Genomic DNA, 21,762 nt, shown 5'->3' on the forward strand with positions numbered 1-21,762 from the left:
GGCCCGCCGAACGGTGAAGGCGCCGCATGTAGCATTTTCCGACGAGCGTGCCAGCCGCGGGAAAGTCCCTTCGACGACTCGCGTGCAGTTTACACGCGACGCGTGAGGCGAACGGCGAGCAGGACGTAGACGACGAGGAGCACGAAGAGGATGACCGAGCTGGCGCGAGCGGGGAGATCGGCACAGAGCGGACCGCCAAGCAGGCTCGTGACGTGGCCGCGCGGCGTGATCAGGGCGAGGACCCCGCTTCCCGAGCCGAAAATCCAGTCAATTGCCAGGAGAAATCCGCGCATCGAGCCCTTGCCGATGGCCGATCCGACCGAGAAATAGGCGGCGTAGGCGGCGCCCCCGAGCAGTCCCGTTCCGAACGACGCGGGGAGATCCACGACGAGCGGCGGGTCTGTCGCTCCATGTGCCAGGACGCAAACGACCGCCGCGAGGATCGCCGAGACGAGTCCTGCGGCGCCGATCGCCACGAGGGTCGAGCCGAGCGCGGCTTGCTTCGGGCGAGCCCCGAGGAGGACGAGGCCGCGTACGCTCTTCTTGAGGCCCCCCTCGAAGTTGGCGCCCACGAGCGAGTAGCTGACGAGCGGGAGAACCAGGAATGCAAAGGTCCCGCGCATCACCTGGTCGGTGCCGTTCGTGGTGCCCCCGCTGCGAACCGCCAGGGCACGAACGACGACGAAGAGCGTCCACCCGATGACAGGCCACCACGCACGATGCGTGCGGAGAAGACGGGCGAGGGACGCGCGCGCGAGTGTGAGGGTCACGACTCACCGTCCTGAGGAATCGAAGGACGCGGGGTCGACGGAGGGGGAACGGAGTCGGCAGGGGGCGCAGAGACGGGAGGAGGCGTAGGAGGCGCAGGGGCAGCTTGGGGCGCCGGGCTCCGCGGCGACGTCATCGCGGCGCGGATCTCGTCGATCGACAGGACCGCGGATTCGATGGCGTCGACCTGAATCTTGGTGTGCGCGATGGCCAGATTCACGCTCGCGGCCACGGCGAGAAGCTCGGGACCGGACACCAGCACCACCGAGGCACCGGACGACGTGAAGGATGCGGTTTCGACGGAGGCGACCGCCGGATTGGCTCGCAACACCTCGGAGAGCTCCTCGACGCGCGCGCCCTCACTCTTCGGCACCACCACCCGCACGCTCGCCACGCCCTGCCCGGCATGCGCGAGCCCGGGCGACAGGGGGTGAGAACGCCCTGGGTGAGGAGCACGAGTTGATCGCCGAGGCGCGTAGCATCGCGAACGGAGGCCGTGGTCACGACGACACACGCACCTTGCGCGGCCCGTGCGCGAAGCGCGTTCGTCACCCGCGCAGGGGCCACGGGCGAGAGCCCCCACAGCGGCTCTTCGACGAGCACGACCGGCGCGATCGACGTCACGGCGAGCGCAAGCGCCACGGCGCGAGCCTCGACCGGCGATAGCGACGACGTCTTGCGCGACGCGAGCGATTCGAGTCCGAGGACCGCGAGGCGTTCGCGCGCGGGGCGCGGCGGCTCTTCGCGAAGGGCCGCCGAGAGCGCACACACCTCTTCGACGCGAAGCGCATCGGGAAGCACCACGTCTTGCGGGACGTACGCGATGCGCGGCTGAACCTCGCTCGGCGGCTGCGCCAGCACTTCGAGGCGACCGGACTGCACCTTGTCCGCGCCGGCGATGGTCCGCAGCAAGAGCGCCGTGCCGTCTGCCACCGAGCCGACGACGGCGAGAACGCCGCGCTCCCACGTGAGGCTCACGTTCTTGAGCATCGGCACCGGCATGCGCCGGCGCGCTTCGCCCCTCGCGGAAACGCCTTGGAGGACGATCACGCGTCGCCCCCCTCCTCCTCGATGCGAATCGCATCGCGACGCACGAGGAGCATGGCGAGCCCAGTAAAGATGGCGATCGCGACCACGGCACGGAATGCTCGTCCCACCTCGACCGGCCCCGGACCGAGCGCCGAACGCAGGGCGGACAGCGCCGACGGAACGGAGAGCACTTCGGCGACGCCGTCGGGCAAGACCTTCGCGAGAGCCGACGCGATGATCTCCGGGATGACGACGACCGACACGAGAAAGAGGTAGCCCCCCACACGCGAACGGGCGCCGAGTGCAGCGAAGGCGATGGGCGCGACGACGACCGCGAACGCGATCGAAAAAACGACGGACGCGAACGTGGTCTGCAACGTTTGACCGACGACGGCCGCACGGGGCGCCGCCAATGCCGACGCAAGCCCCGCGAGCAAGGTGCCGCCCCGACGAGCAGCGCGAGGAGCAACGCGAGACCGAACACGCGCGCCACGAGATATCCGCGCAAGGACGTCGTCCGCGCGACGAGGAGCGCACGGATGCCGTCGCTTCGATCGCGCCGGAGCGCTCGGAGCGCGGCCGAGAACGCGAGCAAGAATCCACCACCCCACGCGAGCGCACCAGAGGCGATGATCGGAACGTCGTGGAGCGGCGCCTTCTCGCTGCGCGCGGCGAGCACGAAGGCGAAGACGACCGCGCCGAGTGCGGTCAGCGCCACGATCGCAAGCGAAATGATCGGGAGAACGCCCCGGCGGGCCAGGCTCATGCCTAGCGCGAGCATCGGCATGAGCATTCGACGACGACGCTGGACGGCGCCGAACGGCGCCGACGGCCGCGCAGGATCGCCGGGCTGCCGGTCTGTGTGGGTGCCAGGGGCCTCGGCCATCCGAACCTCGAAAAGACCACAGGTTCGTGCCTTTCGCCAGGGGTGCTAGGCTGCGCGCCGCCATGTCCCCCCGCGCCCCGCTACCAAGCCCCGCTTCGCTCGAAGAGCGAAGGCGGACCGGCCTTGCGTGGCGACGGGCGCTCGTCCTTGCCCTGCCTGTCCTCTACGTGGCGGGCGTCGCGGTGGGCGCGAACGAAGGGCATCCTGCCGCGTGGCTCACCATCGGTCTCGGGCTCGCGGTTGCCGTCCTCGGGGCGATGGTCCCGGAGGAGGCATCGCCGAGCACGGCACGCACCTACCTGTGGACGGCCGGCAACCTCGCCGTGGCACTCGCCTCCGTTGCCCTCTCGTCACGACCGCCGTGGGCTGCGCTCCTCCGCGAGATCGGTGCGCTCGGCGCGGGGATCGTCACGGTCCGTTCGATCGCCAGCATCGAGCCGGACGCCGGCCTCGGACCGAGCGCCACAGAGGCCTCGACGCGAGATTTCGGCATGCGCGATCTCGAGCGCTTGGCCCTCGCGCTCGTCGTCATCGGGTGGGGAACCGCAGCCATCCTCGACGCGCTCGCCGTCTTCGGTGTGGCGCCTTCGGTCACGGAGTCGGCCCCCCTCGCAGCGGCATCGGCCGGCGCCGGGTCGCTCTTCGGTATCGGCGCGATGGCGCTCCTCGCCTTCGGAATTCGGCGCCTCGAGCTCGGCGCACCACCTCGCGCGCTGGTCGTCGCGTCCGTTTCGGGCGTTGGCCTGCTCGTCGCCATCATGCTCGCCTTCGCGACGAAGGTTCGGGCGGACGCGGCCGCAGCGCTCGGCTCGGCGCTCGCCGCCCCGGCCATCGTGAGGCTCACGCGCGCGCGCGATGCGTGGGTCGTCGCGCGTCGAGGTCGCCGGCTCCTCACCCTCACGGTTTTCGGCGGTCCGGTCGTGGTGTTGGCGGCCATCGCCGCGTCCGGTCATGGGGCGTCACTGCTCGTTCTCACGTTCGCGCTCGGGGCGCTGGGCGTAGGTGCGGCCGCCCCTCGCCTCGAAGAGACGTTCCTGCCGATGAAGGGCGCCTTGCTCGAAGCCCTTCGCGAGTCTCGCCGGATGGCACGCGATCGTGACGCACGCGCCGCCATCGCCAACACGCTCGTGAAGCTCCGCGAAGCCTCGGGGCAGATCCCCCAGGCCGGCAATCCGGGTCATTCGCCTGAGCTCTGGATGTTGCATCCCACGCGTGTTTGCACCGTCGACGCGGCCGGCTACCTGCGCGAGCGCGAGGCCGAGCTCCCCGTCTCCGTGGTCGACATCGCGAAAGACGAGCCCCATCGAACGGTGCGTGTCGACGTGCTTCGTGCTCTCGAAGTCCGACGCGCCGATCTGCGCCCACTCCTTCGCTGGCTCGAAGATCGCGGCGCGCTCTTCGCCACCATCGTCTCCGAGAGTGACGAGCCTGACGGCCTCCTGCTCATGCCCGCAGGCAGGCGTGGTGAGGCGCTCACCATCGAAGAAATCCGAGCCGCCAAGGAACTCGCCGACGCGTTCGTGGCCGTCTGCCAGGCACGCAGTGCACACGAGCGCCACCTCGCGCGCGAACGCGAGCTTGCCGATCAGGTCGACACGCTCGACGACGAGCTCGCACGCTTGCGCCACGCAGCTTCCATCGACAACGGACGCCACGAGCTCGCATCGTCACGCCTCGCGCGCCCGGCCACGGTCGGCATCTATTCGGCGCCGTCGCGGCTCTCCTACGATGCTCTCGAGCGCCGCGTGGAGCAAGACGCGCCCATCGTGCTCGTGGCGCGCGCCGGCATCGATCCGGTGCCCTTCATCGCGCGGGCACATCTCAGCGGCCCCCGCAAAGACGCGCCGCTCGTGATCGTCGATGGCACCTCTTCCCGCGAGCACGATCTCGAGCGCTGGAAAGACGAACGGCGCTCTCCTCTCGCCCTGGCCGATCGCGGCCTGCTCGTCCTCGTCGACGGTGCTGCGCTCCCGCGTGACGTTCAGGTGCTCGTCGCTCGGGCGCTGCTCGAACGAAGGCCGCCCTGGGAACAGGCCACACCGCTCGACGTCGGCATCGCCCTCACCTCCACCATGACGCCCGACGCGCTCATGGAGGAGGGCCGTCTTTCGCCCGAGCTCCACGCACGCGTCGAAGACGCGCGGCCCATCGAGCTACCGGGCCTCCACGAGCGCGCAGAAGATCTCTTCTCCATCGTTGCCGACAGGCTCGCGCGTGAAGGCCTGCGTGTGCTGGGCCGTCCGATCGGTATCGACGCTGCCGCGTTCTCGCGCCTCGTCGAACACCCCTTCGAAGGCGAAGACGCGGAGCTCGCCACGATCGTCACGCGGCTCGTCGCGCGCGTTTCGGGCGACGTGGTGCGCGCGGCCGACGTCGACGCACTCGGCATCGTCGAGCCGCCCCCCGTCTCCGTGGAGCGCTCGGAGCGCAAGCACGCCAACGACGGCTGAGCGGCCCAGGCTTTCGACCAGGAGGCGACTCAGACGTTCGAGACTTTGGTGTCGCCGAAGCTCACGTCGACCACGATGCTCGGCTCGAGAATCGCGTCGAAGATCTCGCTGACTTCCATCGAGGCATCGTGCTCGGGCGGAGTGCTGCCGAGCGGCGCGCGCACGCGGTGCGCCTCTTCGCGAAGCTGCGCGAAGGTGGTCCGCACGGCCTTGCGCATGTCGTCGGCCGTTGCCCAGCGCTCCTTCTTGTCGAAGGCGAGGGCCTTGTCGACGATGCCGACGACCCACGTGGGCATCTGCGGAACCACGACGCCGAGCGAGATCGCGCGGTCTTTCATGGCCTGGAAGAGGCGCTCGGTCGGAGCCTTCGCGTCGTGGACGGCGCGGCCCGCGAGGGCACGGAACATCACCGCGCCGACCGCGAAGACGTCCGAGCGGATGTCGATCTGATCGGTCTTGCCCTGCGCTTGCTCGGGCGGCATGTACGCGGCGGTGCCGAGCACGATGCCCGTTGCGGTGGGGGCGCCGTTGAAGCGCGGATCGCGGAGCCGTGCGAGGCCAAAGTCGAGCACCTTCACGAGCCCTTGCCGCGTGATGTAGAGGTTGCCCGGCTTGATGTCGCGATGGATGACTCCACGCGCGTGGAACGCGTGGAGGACATCGAGCACCTGATCGGCCACGGCGAGGACGTCGGGGAGGGGCAAGGTGCCACCGACCCGCGCCAACCAGTGGTCGAGCGACTCGCCATCGAGCAGCTCCATGACGAGGAACGGCGCGCCATCGGGCGTCATGTCGTCGTCGAGAACGCTGACGGCGCCCGGATGGTCGACCTGGTTCGCGACGTAACCTTCCCGCAAGAACCGTTCGCGGACGTCTTCGTGCGCGGCGATGAACGGGTGGAGCATCTTGATGGCCACCTTCTTGCCGTTGCGGTGCGTCGCGGCATAAACCGCGGCCATTCCACCGACATCGACGAGGCGGTCGATCGTCCACTTGTTGTTCAGCGTCTGCCCCACGCGCTTGAGGGCCTGGGTGCGCGGGTCGGCGGGCGTCATCGAGCTTGAAGGATCGAAGGAACGCGCGCCCGGGTCAAGGCATCCGTGCGGTTTCTCGGCCTCGGACGCGTCTTGCGCGATGCGAAACGCGCTCGGTTCCAAGCTCTGCTCGAAGCCCTTCCTCTACATAGGGGGCCGTGTCGGCGATCAAGGCCGGACGCCGAGCAGCGAGAGCGTCACGCAGGCCACGAGCGTCCCGTACTCCAGCCAGGTCGTGCCGCGATCCGAGATGCGGCGCCGGAGCCTCTCGCCCAAAGAGTTTCCGACGAAAATCGTCGCTCCGATGACGACGATGGGAAGGACGAGCTCACGCGTGAGGAGGCCCGACGTTCCGTAGGCCACGACGCGGGCGAAGTGCGTCACGGCAGCGACGAGGCTGATCGTCGCCACGTACGGAGAGCCGGTGAGCCCTGCCGAGAGCAGGATCGGAGAAAACAGAATCCCCGCGCCCCCGGAGGTGCCCGTCATCGCGCCCACGACGAACCCCGCAGGCCCAAGGACGGCGCGCGGGAGACGGAACGACACGACGCCGACCGCCTTGGCGATGGCGATGAGCGTCATCACGCCGAGGAGAACCTTGAGGACCATCGGCGAGACGACGCCCGCGAGGAAGCCCCCAACGAGCCCTCCTGGCAGCGCCCCCATGACGAGGCGCTTGGCCATCGGACGATCGAGCGCCGAACGGAAGAGATAGGCGCGATGCACGTTCCCGAGCAGAAGCGCCGGAGCCGTCACGGCGAGCGCGGCGCGCGGGCCCATCCACATCGAGCAGAGGAGCAGCAGGAGAACCCCGCCTCCCTGCCCCGTCAGCGTCGTCAGTACGCCCGCCGACACGCCCATCACCACGAGCACCGGAACCAGCCACACGAGCGCCATGGCCCGAAGTTGCGCTTGCGACGGACATCATTCCAATCGATTCGAATGATGTTCACCATCGATTATGCTTATGGCTCGCATGTTCGATTCCCTCCGCTACTTCACCCTGGTGGTCGAGCACGGCACCTTCACCGCGGCCGCGCGTCATGGGCGCGTCACGCAGCCCGCGCTGACGGCGTCGATCCAGCGACTCGAGCGACAGATGGGCGGCAAGCTGTTCGTCCGCGGTCCTTCGGGCGCGACGCTCACCGCGGCGGGTCAGGCACTCCTACCGCGTGCACGCGCGGCGCTCGCCGCCGTGGAAGAAGGCCGGCGCGCCGTTGCCGAAGTCATGGGCCTCGCGGTCGGCTCTGTGCGCCTCGGTGCGGGCGCGACCGTGTGCACGTACTACTTGCCGCGAATCCTCGCCCGCTTTCGGTCGGAGCACCCGAACGTCTCCTTCTACGTGCGCGAAGCCCATCCCGACGCGCTGCTCGATGCCCTCGAAGCGGGCGACCTCGATCTCGTGGTTCTCGCGCAGGCGAAAGCCCCATCACGTGGACGCGCAACCTTCGTCGGCACACGTGACAGGGCGCGCGGCACGGCGTTCGTCCGCGAACGCTGGCTCGACGACGAGCTCGTTCTCGTGAGCGCGCCGGGCGTCGACGCCGAGACCGCGCCGCTCGTGACGTTCCTGCGCGGAGCCACGACCCGTACGCTCTCCGATCAGCACTTCGGCGATCGCCCCATCGCCATGGAGCTCGGGAGCATCGCCACGGTCAAGAGCCACACACGCGCAGGCGTCGGTGTGGCGCTCGTGAGTCGGCGCGCCATCGAGCGCGACCTCGCGTCGGGTCAGCTCGTGGTCGTTCCGAGCGAGCGCACGCCGGTGGTGCGCCCGCTCTACCTCGTCCACCGTGGCCCGGATCGGCTCTCGCCAGCCTCCGCCGCGCTCTTGCGCCTGCTTCGCGAGCAGCGAAGACCGAGTCGTCCTCGTCCGGCACGTCCTCTTCGACGGGCTTGAAGCTCACCCGAGCTCAGCCGATCCACCGCTTCGCTGTCCGCGCACACGCGCGCATGGTGCGTTTCGCTTTCTGCCGCGGCATGCCTCATCGTGTAGGCTCTCGATCCTTGCGTCGCGCCGCTCTTGCCCTCCTCGTCCTCGTTCTCGCCATCACCGGCGTCGGCTGTCCGTGCGTTCGCTCGGCGGTCAACGCGAGCCCCGAGCTCCGTTGGTGGCTCTTCTCGAACTTCGGCGCCTCGAAGATGTGCCCCGAGATGATGAAGCGCGGCGTGCCGCTGAAGCTGCAAGCGCTCGGCGCCGCGAGCGTGGGTCGCTTCTTCCCGCAGCAGTGCAACGTACAGGTCGACGACGCGCGCAAAGCCATCGTCATGACGGCCTCGGGCACCGGTTACGCGATGCTTCCGGTCACGCGTCGCGTCGGCTTTTCCGTCGGCATGACCGTCGAGTACCTGCCCGACTTCCGCATGGAAGACGACTCGATGTACGTGTGGGGCAAGTTCAATCGCTTCATCGTCCCGCCCGAACTACGGATCGTCGGCGTGGAAAATGCCCTCGTGAACCTCGCCACGAAGACGCCCGCGGGTGACGTGGCGACGCTGCTCGGGCGCGGCATCGTCGAAGGAGAGATCGGTCGCGGCTTCACCGTCGTTCGCCAGGACGACGGCGACGACTTCACGCTCGGACACCTCGAGCCGCCGGAGAAGCCGAAGCGTCACTTCAAGAGAGGCGACGATCACGTCGTTCTCGCGAGCGACCTCACGGAGCTGAAGCCGCAATCGCGCGACTACCTCGGCCCGTTCGAAATCAACGACTCGGGCGCAGCGCTCTTCTTCCGCGCGAAGGTCGACCGTGGCCCCGTCACGTACGCGGTCGTGGAGAGGAGCGTCGGAGATCTCTGGCGACGGAGCTACGAAGCCGCGCAGCCGATGGCGGCTCCGCCGGGCATGCTCCTCGCGTCAGGCACGATGGCCGGCGGCGAAGCGAGCCTCAAGTTCCCGCTCGAGCGCGGCTCGTACTACGTCGTCGTCGAGAACCAGGCTCCCGCGGCGTTTGCACCGCTCGGCGTGACGCTGCCCGTTCCCGAGACGAGCGCGTACGTGAGCTATAGCGCCGAGATCGGCGACCGCTGAGAGCCGCTCGCGCCGAACCTACTTCGACCCGCCGAGCGTGAGGTTCGTCTCGTCGGTGGCCGCCTTGTAGAGCTTGAGCGCGTCGTCCGCGTCTCTGTTCTTCTCCGCTTTTTCGGCCTTCTCGGCCTTCGCCGGCTTCTCGACGGGCGCAGCAGCCTTCGCCACGGGCGCAGGTGCAGGCTTCGCGACAGGAGCGGGATTCGCCGTGACGTGAACCGGCGCCTTGGCCGCGGGCGCGGGCGGCGGTGCAGCGACCGGAGCCGCCGCAACCTTGTGCGTGACCGGCAGAGGCGGAGCGGCCACGACCTTCGCCTTGGGGGCTTCGACCTTCGCCGAGGGCGTCACGATCACGGGCGGTTGCTCGGGAACGCGCGCGACGACGTTCGCGGTCGGAGCCTGCGTTGCACGCGCCGTTGCGACGCGCGCGGGCGGAAGCCCCTCGGACGGAGCCGACTGCCCATCGAGGACGGCGGCCGCGGCCTGGACGGAAGGCACCACTTCGGCGGCAGCCCTCTTCGCGTTCACCCCGACGCCGAGCACGCTGCCAAGGACCGCGCCGGCGATGGCAATCGTGAGGCCGAGCATGAAGTTCGGCCTGGAGCTCGGGCGCGCAACGGGGAGCGGCGTAACCGACGACGTGAAGTGAGGATGGGTATACGGAACGTGCGCGCTCATCGCGACGGGCGAGAGCGTGTTGGGCGGCACCGGAACCGGGCCATACGCGGGCGGCACACTGAAAGGGTGGCTCGGCGTGTACATCGGCGCGACCGGGCGCGTCTGCACGGGCATGTGCTGCGCCGGCATGACGTGCTGCACCGGCGCGACGGGCTCGAACTCGGCCGACTGCGTCGGCATCATCGACCGCGGCGGGGATTCGCGGCGGGCAACGCATGCGTGGGGGAATGGCGGCCGTACGAACGCGCGGAAGGCGGACGGCGTAGGACCGTTTCCGAGGGAAGCTGCGCTCGATGCTCCTGGGCACGCGGCACCGTTCGATTCCAAACCTGCCGCGGCTGCGGGGCGGGAGGAACCACCGGCGGCGCATCGTCGACCTCGATCGACTCGAAGTCTCCGGAGCGGAGAAAGAACTCGTCGGGTGGCGGTGGACGTTTGGAGAACGGCAGCAACGGAGTGGACCTCCTAGAGGGGTCGTGACCTCGGTTCTGCGAAAGGCGAGCCAGGCCGTGGAGGCCACAATTCCCCGCCAAACGACGGCGCCTCGCCGGTCAGGATGGATACCTGGGGGTCGAATGATCCAGTTGCGGACTCACGCGACTGGACCGCACATCGCCCTCAACCGAGAGGTCTGGGGAAGGCCTCGCGGTAGGCCCTCATCGCATCGGCTTCGTCGTGCGCATACACGAATCCCGTCGCATTGCGGAAGGCAGAGCCGTCCACCGTGACGGGATACTTGATGTGCTCGAAGGCGCCGTGAGGCAGCTTCGGAAGGCCGAAGCGCCCGAGAGCCGCGTTGAGTACGAACTCCGGCAGCGGCACGTTCGTGCGCCCCGTCTCGCGAATGACGACCGAGAGCGGCACGGGCTGTGGCCCCGCCACGTTGAAGACGCCCCGCGGACGTCGATCGAGCGAGAGCACGAGGGACGTGACGACGTCCTCCTCGTGCATGAACTGGAAGAGCGGGTCGTAGCCGAGGATCGTCGGAACCCGCGCGCCACGAAGGAAGGTGGCGAGCGTTCCGTGCCCGGTTGGCCCGAGCGTGTACACGAGGCGGAGCACCGTCGTGGTGAAGCTCGGATATCGCCAGAGTGCGCTTCCGGCGTAGAGGTCGGCCGCCACGAGATCGGCGAGCTCCGGGAAGGACGAGAGACCGAGCGGCGGTTCGTCTTCGGTGTGGAAGAGCGGCGAGTCCACCGCGGCGCCGTAATACGTGTGACGGCCGCAGAAGACGACGTGCTCGACGCCGTAGGTGTTCGAGTGCTCGAAGACGGCGCGCGTGCCCCCGAGGTTGATGCGGTAGCGATCCTCGCTCTGCACGACGAGATGCGTCACCGTCGCCATGTGGATGACGGCGTTCGGCTTCACACGCCGGAACACGTCTTCGGCAGCGCGTTTTCGAATGTCGACTTCGTGCATCTCGACGCCGGCCGGCGCATCTCGGAACGGCCTTCGATCGATGCCGATGACGTCGTGTCCCGACGCGAGCAGCCGCTCCGCGAGGAGCTTGCCGAGACGCCCAGCGATGCCCGGAACGAGGACTCTCACAGCTCTCCCTTGCGACGCTTTCGGCCGACTTCGATGAGCCCGGCGATGCGCTCTTTGACCTGGTCGACGTACGTCTGGACGACCTCGTCGTCTTCCGAACCGGTGCCGTCGAAGATCATCGGCGCCGAGTAGTAGACTTCGAGCTTCGCCGGAATCGGCACGGCCAAGCCCCATGGCGTGATCGGCACGTAGGGCACACCTATGAGGCGGCCGAGCGTGTAAGCGTTCGAGATCGTCGGCACCGCTTCGCCACCGCCGAGAAAGGCGAAGGGGACGATCGGCGTCTTCATCTTGATAGCGAGGCGCATGAAGCCGGACCCGAAGTGGACCAGCGAGTAGCGCTCCTTGTAGAGCTTCGCGGTGCCGCGCGCCCCTTCCGGGAAGACCATGAGCAAGCGCTCGTCGGAGAGCAAGCGCTCGGCGTGCTCGGGAAGGCCCGTGAGGTGCCCGAGCCGGCTCGTGATCTGCGACGCGAAGGGCAGCTTGTTGAGGAACTTCTCCGCCATGGCCTGCGCGAGCCGCGGCGGATCCATCTCGAAGAACGTCGAGGCGATGACCATGGCGCCGTCGATCGCCACGCCGCCCGAATGGTTGCCGACGAGCATCGCGCGCCCGTAGCGCGGGACGTGCTCGATGCCGAAGGACTCGACCGAGAAGTAATGCCGGTAGAGGAGCTTCAGCGACGAGAAGAACGGCCCGAGGTAGTCCTTCGAAACGCCGTACGGATCGACGCCGTACTCGTTGAACGGAATCTCGAGCTGATCGAGTCGCTCACGGACTTCGGAGTCGACCGGTAGGCGGCGCGGGAGACGATACCCACTCAACACGCGAATCCTCGTTTCTTCGAGGCGGAAAGATGCAGCGGAAATAGGCTGAGGAAAGATGCTGAGGAAAATAGGCTGAGAGCAATCCGGGGCACTACGGCCGAGCCAGCCTACCGGATTTGCCCCGCCACAGGCCTACCATTGACAGGGACGGCCCCGGGCGCGAGAACGCCGGTCGATGAATCACGCGGCCCGCCCCTCCTCCACTACGTCCAGGCTGGTTCTCGGCGCTCTCGGCGCTCTCGGCTCGTTGGCTTCGCTCGCCGTCGCTTGCGGTGGCGCGCCCGCCGAACCCCCGCAGGCCCCCGAGGCCGCAGCTTCGGCTCCGAGCGTTCCGAAGAAGCCGGCGAAGGAAGCCAAGTTCGACAAGGTCCCGCGCATGGACTTCAACCGCATCGCGGTCGAGCTCGACGTCCCTGTCTTCTGGACGGAGGACAAGAACAAGAACGGCGCCCTCGATGCGGACGAGCTCGCCGTCTACTGGGGCCTCGAGACCGGTGCGTCGCTCGGCGAGTACGTCGGTGCGCAGGGCTTCACCGACAAGGCAAAGGCTGCCTACGAGCGCATCGCGAAGCGTCACGGCGGCGCATCGCCCACGCCGACGGGCATCGAGGAGCGGGAGGCGGCGCGTCGTCTCGCCGTCCTCAAGGAGCTCGCGCAGGGCCGCATCACGCTCGTCACCACCGACCTCTCGAAGGCGCCCGACAGCGACAAGAAGTTCGTCGCCGCGATCACGAAGGCCGCCGAGATGATCGAGCTCCTCTACGCGAAGCAGCAGGGCACCACCGAGCTCGCCAGCAAGGTTCCTTCGGGCGACCTCGCGAGCAAGGCGCTCTTCTTCCGTAACCAGGGCGCGCGCTGCGTGGCGCCGAAGACGCAGGACGATCCGAACTGCAGCGCCGTTCCCGATGCGCCGAAGGGCAAGCTCTCGGGCCTCTACCCGAAGACGATGCTCACGGAAGCGAACTTCTGCGAAGAGTTGAGCAAGAAGGAAGCGGGCAAGAAGGACAAGGCCCTCATGGATCCCTTCACCGTCGTCGGCGGCGACGCGAAGGCGCCCACCGCCGTGCCGTACCACGAGGCGTTCAAGGACGACGTCACCGCCATCTCGAACCAGCTCAAGGCCGCGGCCGACGCGCTCGGATCGACCGAGCCCGCGCTCAAGGCGTACGTGCTCGCCGCGTCGCAGGCGTTCCTCGACGACAAGTGGTGGCCCGCCGACGAGGCGTGGGCCAAGATGGATGCGAAGAACTCGAAGTACTACCTGCGCATCGCGCCCGACGAGGTCTACTCGGAGCCGTGCAGCACGAAGGCGCTGTACCACGTGAGCTTCGGCCTCATCAATCAGGGGTCGCTCAAGTGGCAGTCGAAGCTCGATCCGCTGAAGGCCGAGATGGAAAAGACGCTCGCGGCGATGGCCGGTGCGCCGTACAAGGCGCGCGACGTCAGCTTCAAGCTCCCCGACTTCGTCGACATCGCCATCAATGCCGGTGACTCGCGCAACCCCTCGGGCGCAACGATCGGCCAGTCGCTTCCGAACTTCGGACCGGTGGCCAACGAAGGCCGCGGGCGCACCGTGGCGATGACGAACTTCTACACGGACCCCGACAGCATCGCGGCGCTGCGCGAGACGACCGAGTCGCTCCTCTGCAAAGACACGATGGCGAAGTACAGCTCCGACCAGGAGCCGCAGCTCATGAGCACGGTCCTGCACGAGGCGGCGCACAACCTCGGTCCGGCGCACCAGTACAAGGTGAACGGGAAGATCGATCGTGAAGCCTTCGGCGGCCCGCTGGCGAGCACGCTCGAAGAGCTCAAGGCGCAGACGGCGGCCCTCTTCCTCACGGACTGGCTCGTGACGAAGAAGGAGATCACCCCGGAGGAGGCCGTGAAGGCGCACATCCGCGATCTGACCTGGGCCTTCGGCCACATCTCGCGCGGCATGTACGACGAGAACAAGCACCCGAAGAACTACAGCCAGCTCGCCGCGATCCAGCTCGGCTGGCTCATGCAGAACGGCGCCATCTCCTGGAACGCGGGTGAAACGGCGGCCAACGGCAAGGACAAGGGCTGCTTCCAGGTCGCCCTCGACAAGTACCAGCCGGCCGTAAAGAGCCTCATGGTCGAAGTTGCCCAGATCAAGGGCAAGGGCGACAAGGCGCGCGCCGACAAGCTGATCAAGAACTACGTGGACGTGACCGGCGAAAAGAAGGCCGTCCACGACGTCATCGCGGAGCGCATGCTCCGGGCGCCGAAGGCGAGCTTCGTCTACTCCGTGAAGTTCGACTGACGGCTATCATCGGATAGTGGGCAAGGCTCCCTTCCCTCCTATCGAACCGCCGCTGACGCGGGTGCGCTTTCCGGATCCCTCGAGGCCGGGCGCACCCGACGTCTTGGCGATGGGCTGCGACTTCTCCGCGGGAACTCTCCTGCTCGCCTATCGAAGCGGCATCTTTCCGTGGCCGCACGGCGAGCAGCAGGAGCCGGATGACGCCGCGCCGCTCGTTCTCTGGTTCTCCCCTGAGCCGCGCGCGATCTTCCCACTCGAAGAGCCCGCGCACTGGTCGCGCAGCCTTCGCCGAACGCTGCGCGTCCACCCTTACGAGGTGACGCTCGACGAGGCCTTTGGCGAAGTGATGCGCCACTGCGGAGCGACGCGCGCCGAAGGTACCTGGATCATCCCCGAGCTCGTCGCGGGCTACGAGCGTCTGCATCAGCTGGGCTGGGCGCACAGCGTCGAGGTCTGGGAGAAGTCGAGCAGCGGTCGCACGCTGGTGGGCGGCATCTATGGCGTCGCCATCGGAGGCATGTTCGCCGGCGAGTCCATGTTCCACTCGCGAACCGACACCTCGAAGATCGCGTTCGCCACCATGGCCGAGAAGCTTCGGGCCTCGGGCTTCACGCTCTTCGACGTGCAGGTGCTCACGTCTCACCTCGCCTCGCTCGGGTGCATCGAAGTTCCGCGCGCGGAATATCTGCTTCGTCTGAAGAGCGCGCTCCAGCGCAATCCGAAGCTCGTCTGAACGTCACGGGGCTGGAAGTCCTAGCGCGTCGCGAATCGCGCGGACGAGGACCTCTTCCGTAAGCTTCGATTTTGGCACGTACCCTGCGGCGCCGTTGGCGAGCAGATCGACGACCACCGCTCCGTCTTCGTGTCCCGTGAGGAAGACGAACGGCACGTCCTGTCCTTTGGTGCGCGCATGCGTGAGGAGCTGCAAGCCGTCTCCGCCCGGCAACAGGTAGTCGACCAGAACGCAGTCGAACGTCGCCGCATCGAGGGCTTCCAAGCCTGAGACGATGTCCGTCGCCTCGGTGATCGACACGACGATGTCCGACGAACGCAACACCCGTTGGACCGCCATCCGGTCGACATCGTCATCGTCGATCAGGAGCAGCGGAATGGGTGACTTCAAGAGAGCTCCACGACGGTCCAATACCGATTCAGGGCTGCCATGATCTCCACGAAGCTGACGAACGTGACGGGCTTGAGGAGATAGCCGGCAACGTTGAGATCGTAGGCCTTGAACTTGTCATGATCGTCGTTGGACGTCGTGAGGATGACGACCGGTGTGGGCCTGAGGATCGGGTCTTTGCGGATCTCCTGCAGGAGCTCGATGCCGTTCATGCGCGGCAAGTTGATATCGAGCAGGATGATGCGGCGCTCCTTCGGAATCGCATGGCTCCGGAGCATTTCGAGCGCTTCGATCCCGTCTCCCGCGACGTAGAGCGGATTGGCGATCTTGCCTTTGTCGAAGGCGCGTCTGACGTTCATGACGTCGATCGCATCGTCTTCGACGAGCACCACGTTGAGCGCGCGCGGGCTCGGCTCTCGGAACGGCACACTGTCACTGATCATGAGACGTTTCCTTCGACGTGGAGAGGGTCTTCGGAAGCGTGAATTTGAACGTTGCTCCCGAGCCGAGCGTCGATTCGACCCAGATACGGCCGCCTCGGCTCTCGACCAGCTTCTTCACGACAGCAAGCCCTATGCCCGTTCCCTCCACCTTGTCTCGCGAAGCCAGAGTCTGGAAAATCCCGAAGATCCGATCGTGGAACTTGGGATCGATGCCGGGCCCATTGTCCCGCACGAAGAACTCCCAGTTCGTTCCGCCGTCCGTCGCGCCAATCTCGACCTCCGCCGCATCGTGCCGCGCGTGCTTGAGCGCATTGCCTACGAGGTTGATGAAGATCTGTTGGAGAAAGATCTTCGGCGCCACCACCGTGGGCAACTCGGGCGTGATCCGAATCGAGACGCCGGGCGGCGGGGCCATCAGTTCGAGCGTGTCGTCGAGAAGCTCGCGCGTGTCGAGCGACTCGTCGGCATCGCGCGCCCGACCGGCACGCGAGTACTCGAGGATGCCGTCGATGAGCCCCTCCATCCGGTGCACGCGCCCGCGAAGAAGACGCAATTGCTCCCGCACCTTGTCGGTCATGGCGTCGGCGAGGTCTTCTTCGATCCACTCGGACAGATTGGCGATGCCACGGAGAGGCGCCTTGAGGTCGTGCGATGCGACGTAGGCGAACTGGTCGAGGTCGCTGTTGCTCTTCGCGAGCTGGATGACGAGGCGGTCTTTCGCGGCATTGGCGAAGGCAACGTCGCGAACCCGCGCATCGAGCACTTCGTTGGTCGTTCTCAGCTCCTCGGTGAGCGATTGCTCCTCTTCGAGCTGGTGCGCGAGACGCACCTCGTTGGCAGCGAGGATCTGGGCCTGTGCACGCAGCTTCTCGGCTTGGTCGGCGATGGTGCCGATCGAATGTTCGCGTTCGGCGATCTCCTTGCGAATGCCGAGATTGACGAGCACGGCGAGCGCGAAGGCGAGAATGGCTCCCCCGCCGACGACACCCGTCGTGATGCGAAGCCACATCTCGTATTCCGCGGCGCGCTCGGAGAGCACCTCGTCCTCCTGCGCTTCCATGGCTGCGAACAGCGAGCGGAGCTCCGCCATCACCGACTCGCCGCGATCGGTGCGGACGATGTCGATGGCGGCGTCTGCACCCGCGAGCTCACGCACCGAAATCGTCTTGGCTAGCTCTGCGAGCTTGAGATCCCCGAGAGCCTCGACGTGTTCGAGCGTCTCGACGTTGCGAGGGCTCAAGCGGCGCAGCTCGGCAAGGTGCTCGCGAAAATGCGCGCGACCGCGCTCGTACGGCGCGAGATACGCGGCCTCGCCGCTCAGGATGTAGCCGCGCTGTCCCGTCTCGGCATCGACCAGCGCTTGTCGCAGATCACGAATCTCGGAACGAACGGCATAGGCGTGCGTGAGGCGTTCGAGCGAATGGCGCGACGCCTGGATCGACAACAGCGACACGGTCGCAACGACGAGGACGAGCGCGGCCGAACCGAACGCAGCGGCGAGCTTCGAGCGTGTACGCGAGGGCGTCGAAATGCGCGCAGGCGCGTTCGATACGGCGCGCGAACGTTCCGTCGAGGCTGGCATTTCATGCGACGCCTGGGGAGCCTGCGAAAACTGGGGCGACGACGATTCGGTCATGGCAGAGAGTGAGTCCGCACTGAACGACGCGTTTGCGCGACCCAAGGAACGTAGTCTTTGTGATCGGGGTCATCAAATCGGATTGACCCCGATCACGACGCATTTCCTCTCCGCGTGTCTTCGAAGCTTCTCTGCCGTGTTGCTTCGAGACAAATTGGCCCGACTCGATCGGCGCGCGAGCGTCGATGGCTCACGCGGCGTGCGTCAGGTCTTCGCGCGCGTCAGGTCTTCGGCGCGAGCTTGCCGTGCTGACGGAGATAATCCATCAGCGTCGGCAACGAGTCCTGCAGCTGGTGCTGCCACTCGACGCCGAGCGCGCGTCGCGTGGCGCTGTCGTCGTAGACGATGCCTTGGGTGTTCGCGAAGACATGTTTGCCCGCGAGGTCGACCGACTTGCCTGCGGCCGCGAGATACACGGCGACGAAGTCCGAGACACGAAGCGGCTGCCCCGCAGCGAGGTAACGACCACCAGGCACACCGCGCTCGATCACGGAGAGATAGACGCGCGCGAGATCTTCGACGTGGATGAACCCCGTCATGAAGTCTTTGAAGTACCCGGCCACGTACCAGTCGGGCACCGCGTCCCAGAACGAGACGCGTCCAGCGAGGCCCGGACCGTACGTCGCCGCGGGGATGACCACGCACGCGCGCGACTTCGGATGCGTCTGCACGAACTCGTGAACGAGATGCTCGGCGCGATGCTTCATCTCGGCGAGCACGAGGACGCCCGCCATCTCTTCGATGTGAGCGAACGTCGACCAGCCCGAGGAGAAGCCGCCCTGCTCGGGAGCCGGGCGCGCAGCGAGGGTCTCGTCGAGCTTTCCGGAGCGCCCCTTCGTCGGGAGCGAAAAGTTACCCGACGTGAAGACGACGACGGCGTCGTGCTTCAAACCGGCGTGGAGACAGGCCTCGAGCGGCGGAATGTCGTTCTCGAGCTGCTCGGCGAGCGAGTTGCACGGCGGGTTGAGCTGGTTGACGAGATCGAGGATGGCCACCGATCCGGCAGTCGCTTCCTCGACGAAGCGAAAGTCACTCAGGTCCCCACGCACGATGACGTCTGCGACGTCGGTGATAGAGCTCGTGTCCGTCGATGGACGGACGAGAGCGACCGTCTTGTATCCGTACTTTTTCAGCGCCCGGAGAAGCGGCCCGCCAACGTACGAAGCCGCTCCCACCACGCTGACTTGTTTCTGTTTTTCTGACATGGCCCGTGGGAGCAGAAGCGTTCGACCGGTCGAAAGCAAGAATCTCGCGACGTTTCTGGAGCCCCCGGCGAGCCCCGGAAATGGGTGTATTTCGCACCCACAACATCCGCCAAACTGCCTACGCCTCAGCTCGATCTCACTGATTTCGCGAGGTAAAGGCGGGGGGCCTTGACGGCTCCTAGCCCTTTCCCGAGCGCACACGAAACCGCGATTCGCGGCACCGTGTCGCTCCTCTCGAACACCCAGACTCCGGGTGGGGAAAGCACCGACTTTGGCCGGTTCCTTCGGAACGTGCCAAGCTGTCCATCGGATCGCCAGGTAGGCGAATTCGCTAGCCAGCCTCGATATTCTCGGCATCCGCCTCTCGTTCGCTTCCACACGGAAGAATCGGAAGATCGGATGCGTTTGCCGAACGTGCTTAACCACACGGTTTGCTCGCACCCCTCCGCAAGCGTGGTGGGCGGGAGGGGCGAGTTCTCTAGGGTGCCACGCGAAGCAGAGCGTTAGCCTTGAAGAAGTCCTCCTCCGTATCCCTCTCCAATCCTCCGATCGCCAACATGACGCCGCCGGCCGTGGCCGAAGAAGCGGTCGACATGTATTTCCGCAAAATGGCGCAGGTATCGCTCCTTACCCGAGAGGGTGAGGTCGAGCTCGCGCGCAAGATCGAGGAGGGCGAGCGGAGAATCATCGAGGCAATCGTCGACTCGGCGTTCGCAGCCGCCGAGCTCGATCACGTGAGCCGCATGCTCTACAAGGGCCGGCTCAAGGTGCGAGACGTCGTGCGCAACGTCGATGACGAAGACGCGTTCGACGAGGCGACGATGCTCAAGATCGCGCGCCTGCTCGAGCGACCGCTCAAGGAAGTCCATAGCGCGGCGAACGCGAAGAAGCCCGAGCCGGAGGCGAAGGACGCGAAGAAGGCCGCGCCGGGAGCGAAGAAGGGCGAGGCCGCGAAGCCGAAGAAGAGCTCGCGCAAAACCAAGGCCGAGCTGGCGCGCGACGAGATCGTGGCGCAGCTCGAGCTGCTCCGCCTCGACCGCGGGATCATCGAGCGTGTCGAGAAGAAGCTCCGGCTCATCCAGCGCGAGATGCCCGCCGCCTCGGCGAAGAAGAGCACCTCGCTCGCGCTCGGCGAGATCGCCGGAGGCCGCCGCGTGGCTGACCGCGCGAAGTCGGCGCTCGTCGAAGCGAACCTTCGCCTCGTCGTGTCGCTCGCCAAGAAGCACGTCAACCGCGGCCTCCAGCTCCTCGACCTGATTCAAGAGGGCAACATCGGCCTCATGCGCGCGGTCGACAAGTTCGACTACAAGCGCGGTTACAAGTTCTCCACGTACGCCACGTGGTGGGTTCGCCAGTCGATCTCGCGCGCCATTGCCGACCAGGGCCGCACCATTCGCGTCCCCGTGCACATGTACGAGAGCTTGCAGAAGCTCACGCGTACGAGCCGCTCGCTCCTCCAGGAGTACGGCCGTGAGCCCACGCCCGAGGAGCTCGCCGAGTCGACCGGCATCCCCGTCGAGAAGGTGCGCGCCGTCATGAAGATCGCGCGCGAGCCGATCAGCCTCGAGACCCCCGTGGGCAACGACGGCGAGTCGCACGTCGGCGAGTTCATCCCCGACGACTCCGGCCTCCCACCCGACGAGGCCTACGCGCAGATGCGCTTCAACGATCAGACGCGTCAGCTCCTGAAGACGCTCACGCCGCGCGAGGAGAAGATCCTCCGCATGCGATTCGGCATCGACGAGTCGCGCGACCACACGCTCGAAGAGGTCGGCGAGAGCTTCTCGCTCACCCGCGAGCGCATTCGCCAGATCGAGACGAAGGCGCTGCGCAAGCTTCGCCTCCCCTCGCAGCACCGCAAGATGAAGACGTACATCGGCGGGCAGTAGCGAACGCCTGATACGCGAACCATCCGGATGGCTCCGATCCATCCGGACTCACTTGCACGAGCGACGCCTCACCGCTGGTCGCGCGGGTCCCAACCCGTGGCGCAGCCTTCTTCGAGGGCATCGAGGCGCTTCATCGCGTCTTCCGACAGGCTGAAGTCGAAGATGGCGCCGTTCTCGGCGATGCGCTGCTCGCGCGTCGACTTCGGAAGCGTCACGAGACCATGCTGCACGCCCCAGCGGAGGAGCACCTGCGCGGGCGTGCGCGAAACTTCGCGCGCCACGGCCTGAACCGTCGGGTCGTCCATGCGCGTGCCATGCGTCAGCGGACTGTAGGCTTCGACGATGATCCGGTGCTTGGCGCAGAGGGCCCGCGTCTCACGGTGCTGGAGGAACGGGTGAATCTCGATCTGGTTCACCTCCGGAACTTCCTTCGAGGCGTCGAAGAGCTCGTCCAAGTGGGGAACGAGAAAGTTCGAGACACCGATGTGCTTGGCGCGCCCTTCGGACTTGATGCGCTCGAGCGCGCGCCACGAATCGAGGCGCCTGCCGGCCACCGGCCAATGCAGCAGATAGAGGTCGACGTAGTCGAGCCCAAGGCGCTGGAGGCTGGCATCGAAGGCGCGCAGGGCCTTGTCGAAGCCCTGGTCTTCGTTCCAGAGCTTGGTCGTGACGAACACCTCCGCGCGCGGAATCCCGCTCTGCCGAATGCCCTCGCCGACTTCGGCCTCGTTGCCGTAGATGCGCGCGGTGTCGACGTGCCGGTACCCGAGCCGGAGCGCCGCATGCACCGCATCACGCGTCACGCCACCACGCGGTGCCTGCCAGACACCGAGACCGACCTGGGGAATGACACCGCCCGAACGCAGCGGAAGGGTCGCCGTCGTCACATCGAGATTTGCCATTGGAACGGTTCCGATGCTGGAACCATACCC

Annotated in this window: 20 protein-coding genes; 6 read left to right on the forward strand and 14 right to left on the reverse strand. The window is 66.9% G+C overall.

Going from position 1 to position 21,762, the window contains the following annotated elements; genetic code table 11:
• Nucleotides 1-89: 89 nt before the first annotated feature.
• The 4 genes from AKJ09_RS04160 to AKJ09_RS04175 are packed head-to-tail and all read right to left on the reverse strand — an operon-like array spanning nucleotide 90 to nucleotide 2,234.
• Nucleotides 90-770 carry a hypothetical protein gene (locus AKJ09_RS04160; protein WP_146645878.1) on the reverse strand — a complete coding sequence of 227 codons (681 nt, stop codon included), beginning with the start codon at nucleotides 768-770 and terminating at the stop codon, nucleotides 90-92.
• Nucleotides 767-1,000 carry a hypothetical protein gene (locus AKJ09_RS04165; RefSeq protein ID WP_169927239.1) on the reverse strand — a complete coding sequence of 78 codons (234 nt, stop codon included), beginning with the start codon at nucleotides 998-1,000 and terminating at the stop codon, nucleotides 767-769. The genes AKJ09_RS04160 and AKJ09_RS04165 overlap by 4 nt, the downstream gene beginning before the upstream one ends.
• Nucleotides 985-1,818 (reverse strand): ATP-binding cassette domain-containing protein, encoded by an 834-nt coding sequence (locus AKJ09_RS04170; RefSeq protein ID WP_146645880.1) that lies wholly within the window; start codon nucleotides 1,816-1,818, stop codon nucleotides 985-987. The genes AKJ09_RS04165 and AKJ09_RS04170 overlap by 16 nt, the downstream gene beginning before the upstream one ends.
• Nucleotides 1,815-2,234, reverse strand: a complete 420-nt coding sequence (locus tag AKJ09_RS04175; RefSeq protein WP_205633595.1) for a hypothetical protein — start codon at nucleotides 2,232-2,234, stop codon at nucleotides 1,815-1,817. The genes AKJ09_RS04170 and AKJ09_RS04175 overlap by 4 nt, the downstream gene beginning before the upstream one ends.
• Before the next feature lie 511 nt (nucleotides 2,235-2,745).
• On the opposite strand from AKJ09_RS04175, the gene AKJ09_RS04180 reads away from it, so the two are divergent.
• On the forward strand, nucleotides 2,746-5,133 hold the full coding sequence (locus AKJ09_RS04180; protein WP_146645882.1) for a DNA-binding transcriptional response regulator: 2,388 nt from the start codon (nucleotides 2,746-2,748) through the stop codon (nucleotides 5,131-5,133).
• Nucleotides 5,134-5,162: 29 nt separating this feature from the next.
• On the opposite strand, the gene AKJ09_RS04185 is transcribed toward AKJ09_RS04180, so the two are convergent.
• Nucleotides 5,163-6,188, reverse strand: coding sequence for a serine/threonine-protein kinase (locus AKJ09_RS04185; RefSeq protein WP_146645883.1), 1,026 nt, complete (start codon nucleotides 6,186-6,188; stop codon nucleotides 5,163-5,165).
• Nucleotides 6,189-6,335: 147 nt separating this feature from the next.
• Nucleotides 6,336-7,064, reverse strand: a complete 729-nt coding sequence (locus AKJ09_RS04190; protein WP_146645884.1) for a sulfite exporter TauE/SafE family protein — start codon at nucleotides 7,062-7,064, stop codon at nucleotides 6,336-6,338.
• Nucleotides 7,065-7,143: 79 nt separating this feature from the next.
• On the opposite strand from AKJ09_RS04190, the gene AKJ09_RS04195 reads away from it, so the two are divergent.
• Entirely contained in the window at nucleotides 7,144-8,067 is a 924-nt protein-coding gene (locus AKJ09_RS04195; RefSeq protein WP_169927240.1) for a LysR family transcriptional regulator, read from the forward strand.
• A 107-nt stretch (nucleotides 8,068-8,174) separates the two neighbouring features.
• A complete protein-coding gene (locus AKJ09_RS04200) occupies nucleotides 8,175-9,197 on the forward strand; it encodes a hypothetical protein (protein WP_146645886.1) in 1,023 nt (340 codons plus the stop codon).
• Nucleotides 9,198-9,215: 18 nt separating this feature from the next.
• Here AKJ09_RS04200 and AKJ09_RS04205 read toward each other — a convergent pair whose 3' ends face one another.
• From AKJ09_RS04205 to AKJ09_RS04215, 3 genes are all read right to left on the reverse strand, one after another.
• Nucleotides 9,216-10,055: a hypothetical protein gene (locus tag AKJ09_RS04205; RefSeq protein WP_146645887.1), complete on the reverse strand. Its 840-nt coding sequence runs from the start codon at nucleotides 10,053-10,055 to the stop codon at nucleotides 9,216-9,218.
• 435 nt (nucleotides 10,056-10,490) lie between these two features.
• Nucleotides 10,491-11,420, reverse strand: a complete 930-nt coding sequence (locus AKJ09_RS04210) for an SDR family oxidoreductase (RefSeq protein ID WP_146645888.1) — start codon at nucleotides 11,418-11,420, stop codon at nucleotides 10,491-10,493.
• Nucleotides 11,417-12,244, reverse strand: a complete 828-nt coding sequence (locus tag AKJ09_RS04215; protein WP_205633596.1) for a lysophospholipid acyltransferase family protein — start codon at nucleotides 12,242-12,244, stop codon at nucleotides 11,417-11,419. Before AKJ09_RS04215 ends, AKJ09_RS04210 begins: the two co-directional genes overlap by 4 nt.
• A 178-nt stretch (nucleotides 12,245-12,422) precedes the next feature.
• Here AKJ09_RS04215 and AKJ09_RS04220 point away from each other — a divergent pair, with 178 nt between their 5' ends.
• Complete coding sequence (locus AKJ09_RS04220; protein WP_146645890.1) at nucleotides 12,423-14,534, forward strand: hypothetical protein; 2,112 nt, start codon at nucleotides 12,423-12,425, stop codon at nucleotides 14,532-14,534.
• Nucleotides 14,535-14,550: 16 nt separating this feature from the next.
• Nucleotides 14,551-15,267, forward strand: a complete 717-nt coding sequence (gene aat, locus AKJ09_RS04225) for a leucyl/phenylalanyl-tRNA--protein transferase (protein ID WP_205633597.1) — start codon at nucleotides 14,551-14,553, stop codon at nucleotides 15,265-15,267.
• Nucleotides 15,268-15,270: 3 nt separating this feature from the next.
• Here aat and AKJ09_RS04230 read toward each other — a convergent pair whose 3' ends face one another.
• The 4 genes from AKJ09_RS04230 to AKJ09_RS04245 form a co-directional block, all read right to left on the reverse strand.
• Nucleotides 15,271-15,657, reverse strand: a complete 387-nt coding sequence (locus tag AKJ09_RS04230; protein ID WP_146645891.1) for a response regulator — start codon at nucleotides 15,655-15,657, stop codon at nucleotides 15,271-15,273.
• Nucleotides 15,654-16,100 carry a response regulator gene (locus AKJ09_RS04235; RefSeq protein ID WP_146645892.1) on the reverse strand — a complete coding sequence of 149 codons (447 nt, stop codon included), beginning with the start codon at nucleotides 16,098-16,100 and terminating at the stop codon, nucleotides 15,654-15,656. Before AKJ09_RS04235 ends, AKJ09_RS04230 begins: the two co-directional genes overlap by 4 nt.
• Complete coding sequence (locus AKJ09_RS04240) at nucleotides 16,090-17,682, reverse strand: sensor histidine kinase (RefSeq protein WP_240488387.1); 1,593 nt, start codon at nucleotides 17,680-17,682, stop codon at nucleotides 16,090-16,092. Before AKJ09_RS04240 ends, AKJ09_RS04235 begins: the two co-directional genes overlap by 11 nt.
• A 275-nt stretch (nucleotides 17,683-17,957) precedes the next feature.
• A complete protein-coding gene (locus AKJ09_RS04245) occupies nucleotides 17,958-18,941 on the reverse strand; it encodes an NAD-dependent epimerase/dehydratase family protein (RefSeq protein ID WP_146645893.1) in 984 nt (327 codons plus the stop codon).
• 557 nt (nucleotides 18,942-19,498) lie between these two features.
• Here AKJ09_RS04245 and rpoD point away from each other — a divergent pair.
• Entirely contained in the window at nucleotides 19,499-20,830 is a 1,332-nt protein-coding gene (rpoD, locus tag AKJ09_RS04250; RefSeq protein ID WP_476703285.1) for an RNA polymerase sigma factor RpoD, read from the forward strand.
• 68 nt (nucleotides 20,831-20,898) lie between these two features.
• Here the strand turns inward: rpoD and AKJ09_RS04255 are convergent, their stop codons facing one another.
• Nucleotides 20,899-21,732 (reverse strand): aldo/keto reductase, encoded by an 834-nt coding sequence (locus AKJ09_RS04255; RefSeq protein WP_146645895.1) that lies wholly within the window; start codon nucleotides 21,730-21,732, stop codon nucleotides 20,899-20,901.
• Nucleotides 21,733-21,762: the final 30 nt, after the last annotated feature.

This window comes from Labilithrix luteola (assembly GCF_001263205.1).
GTDB lineage: Bacteria > Myxococcota_A > Polyangia > Polyangiales > Polyangiaceae > Labilithrix > Labilithrix luteola.